The 3,465-nt window shown below is 65.3% G+C and carries 4 protein-coding genes; all 4 read left to right on the top strand.

Features of this window, described 5'->3' with window-relative positions; all coding sequences use genetic code 11:
- Positions 1–326, top strand: a 326-nt coding sequence (locus AC5RV1_RS21215) for an RraA family protein (protein ID WP_493995934.1), incomplete at its 5' end; no start/stop codon positions are given.
- A gap of 4 nt (positions 327–330) precedes the next feature.
- A complete protein-coding gene (locus AC5RV1_RS21210) occupies positions 331–993 on the top strand; it encodes a GntR family transcriptional regulator (RefSeq protein WP_493948144.1) in 663 nt (220 codons plus the stop codon).
- A 14-nt stretch (positions 994–1,007) separates the two neighbouring features.
- Positions 1,008–2,546, top strand: a complete 1,539-nt coding sequence (gene hpaE, locus AC5RV1_RS21205; RefSeq protein ID WP_493995933.1) for a 5-carboxymethyl-2-hydroxymuconate semialdehyde dehydrogenase — start codon at positions 1,008–1,010, stop codon at positions 2,544–2,546.
- 42 nt (positions 2,547–2,588) lie between these two features.
- Positions 2,589–3,465, top strand: an 877-nt coding sequence (hpaD, locus tag AC5RV1_RS21200; RefSeq protein WP_493995932.1) for a 3,4-dihydroxyphenylacetate 2,3-dioxygenase, incomplete at its 3' end; no start/stop codon positions are given.

Here is a 3,465-nt window from a genome sequence, read left to right as displayed (position 1 = left end):
GCCTGGAGATGCCCACCTATTTCGCCAACCCGCACCCGGCCGTGCTGGGCCGCCGCCACATCCCCTGGGACACAGACATCACCATCGCCTGCGGCGGTGCCACCGTCCAGCCCGGCGACATCATCGTGGCGGACTCCGACGGCATCCTGGTCATCCCGCCGGCCATCGCGGAGGAACTGGTGGACGACTGCATTACGCAGGAGCAGGAAGAAACCTTCATCTTCGAGATGGTCAAGCAGGGCAACAGCGTGGACGGCCTCTACCCCATGAACGCGGAGTGGCAGGCAAGGTACAAGGAATGGAAGGCAGGCAACGCTGGTGACTGAAGCAATGGTTGAGCTTGCCGCTGCCCCCGGCAGCAAGTCCGAACAGGCCTACCAGGCCGTTAAATCCAGGATCATCGAGGGGACCTACACTCCCGGGTACCGGTTGGTGCTGAGCATTATCGCCAAGGACCTGGGCTTTAGCGTTGTCCCGGTCCGGGAGGCCATCCGCCGGCTTGAGGCGGAGGGCTTGGTGACGTTCGAACGCAACGTCGGCGCCACCGTGGCAGGCATCGATCCCACCGAATACCTCTACACCATGCAGACCCTGAGCATCGTGGAAGGCGCCGCCACTGCGCTGTCCGCCCCGCTGATCGATTCGGTGGCCATTGCCAGGGCCCGCGCCGTGAACGCGGAAATGCGCGAATGCCTGGACCACTTTGACCCCGTCCGCTTCACCCGGCTCAACCAGGACTTCCACAGCGTCCTGTTCGAGCACTGCCCCAACCCGCACATCCTGGACCTCGTGCACCGCGGCTGGAACCGGCTCGCAGCACTGCGGTCCTCCACCTTCCGCTTCGTCCCCGGCCGCGCCCGCGACTCCGTGGACGAACACGAGGCACTGCTCCAGCTCATCGAAACCGGAGCAGACGCCGACTCGATCGAAAAGGCAGCCCGCCTGCACCGTTCCGCCACCCTGGACGCCTACCTCGCCCAAGCCAAGCACTAGTAAGGACTTCAACGATGACGACCTCTGCAGAAACCGCCACGCACTACGTGCCGCAGGATCTTCCCACCCATATCCAGCATTTCATTAACGGCCAGTTCGTCGACTCCGTGGGCGGCAAGACCTTTGATGTGCTGGATCCGGTGTCCAACCGGAACTACGCCACCGCCGCAGCCGGCCAGAAAGAGGACATCGACCTCGCCGTCGCCGCTGCCCGCGAAGCCTTCGTCAACGGCCCGTGGCCGAAGATGAAGCCCCGCGAACGCGCCCGCGTCCTGAACAAAATCGCCGACGCCGTCGAGGCGCAGGAAGCCCGGCTCGCCGAACTCGAAACCTTCGACACCGGCCTTCCGATCACCCAGGCCAAGGGCCAGGCCCTCCGGGCGGCCGAAAACTTTCGGTTCTTCGCGGACCTGATCGTGGCCCAGTTCGATGACGCCATGAAGGTCCCCGGCTCGCAGATCAACTACGTGAACCGCAAGCCGATCGGCGTCGCCGGCCTGATCACCCCATGGAACACCCCGTTTATGCTGGAGTCGTGGAAGCTCGCCCCGGCGCTGGCCACCGGCAACACCGTGGTCCTCAAGCCCGCCGAGTTCACCCCGCTGTCAGCGTCGCTGTGGGCCACCATCTTCAAGGACGCCGGCCTGCCCGACGGCGTCTTCAACCTGGTCAACGGCCTGGGCGAGGAAGCCGGCGACGCCCTGGTGAAGCACCCGGACGTTCCGCTGATCTCCTTCACCGGCGAGACCACCACCGGGCAGACGATCTTCCGCAACGCGGCTGAGAACCTCAAGGGCCTCTCCATGGAGCTCGGCGGCAAGTCCCCGTGCGTCGTTTTCGCCGACGCCGACCTGGACGCCGCCATCGATTCGGCCCTGTTCGGGGTCTTCTCCCTCAACGGTGAGCGCTGCACCGCCGGCTCCCGCATCCTGGTCGAACGCGCCATCTACGACGAGTTCTGCGAGAAGTACGCCGCCCGGGCAAAGAACATCGTTGTCGGGGACCCGCACGATCCTAAGACCCAGGTGGGCGCCCTGGTCCACCCTGAGCACTACGAGAAAGTTGCCTCCTACGTGGAGATCGGCAAGTCCGAAGGCCGGCTCCTCGCCGGCGGCGGCCGCCCCGGCCACCTGCCCGAAGGCAACTACATCGCACCCACGGTGTTCGCCGACGTCGCCCCCGACGCGCGGATCTTCCAGGAGGAAATCTTCGGCCCCGTCGTGGCGATCACCCCGTTCAACACTGACGACGAAGCCCTCGCCCTGGCCAACAACACCAAATATGGCCTCGCCGCCTACATCTGGACCCAGAACCTGACCCGGGCGCACAACTTCTCCCAGAACGTCGAGGCCGGCATGGTGTGGCTGAACAGCCACAACGTCCGGGATCTGCGCACCCCGTTCGGCGGCGTCAAAGCCTCCGGCCTGGGCCACGAGGGCGGCTACCGGTCCATCGACTTCTACACCGACCAGCAGGCCGTGCACATCACCCTCGGCACCGTCCACACCCCCAAGTTCGGCAGCATCGAAGCCTCCGCCGCCAACGAAGGCTAACCCCTTAATTACGTAGAAACTGCTCAAAGAAGAGAGACCATCATGACCAACCTTGTTCCCACCCCCACCGTCCCGGCACCGGACATCGTCCGCTGCGCCTACATGGAGATCGTGGTCACCGACCTCGCCAAGTCCCGCGAGTTCTACGTGGACGTCCTGGGCCTGCACGTCACCGAAGAAGACGAGAACGCGATCTACCTGCGCTCCCTGGAGGAGTTCATCCACCACAACCTGGTGCTCCGCAAGGGACCCATCGCCGCCGTCGCCGCCTTCGCCTACCGGGTCAAATCCCCCGCCGAAGTGGACGCCGCCGAGGCCTACTACCGAGAGCTCGGCTGCCGGGTGGAGCGGCGCAAGGAAGGCTTCACCAAGGGCATCGGCGACTCCGTCCGGGTCGAGGACCCGCTGGGATTCCCCTACGAGTTCTTCTACGACGTGCAGCACGTGGAACGCCTCACCCAGCGCTACGACCTCTACTCCGCCGGTGAACTGGTCCGCCTGGACCACTTCAACCAGGTCACCCCCGACGTCCCCCGCGGCCGCGCCTACCTCGAAGACCTCGGCTTCCGCGTCTCCGAAGACATCAAGGACTCCGACGGCGTCACCTACGCCGCCTGGATGCACCGCAAACAGACCGTCCACGACACCGCCCTGACCGGCGGAAACGGACCCCGGATGCACCACGTCGCCTTCGCCACCCACGAGAAGCACAACATCATCCAGATCTGCGACAAGATGGGCGCCCTGCGCATCAGCGACCGGATCGAACGCGGCCCCGGCCGGCACGGCGTGTCCAACGCGTTCTACCTCTACATCCTGGACCCGGACGGGCACCGCATCGAGATCTACACCCAGGACTACTACACCGGCGACCCCGACAACCCCACCATCACCTGGGACGTCCACGACAACCAGCGCC

The sequence above is a fragment of the Arthrobacter sp. Hb9-2 genome (assembly GCF_059091165.1).
This window is presented reverse-complemented; position numbering and strand designations above follow the sequence as displayed.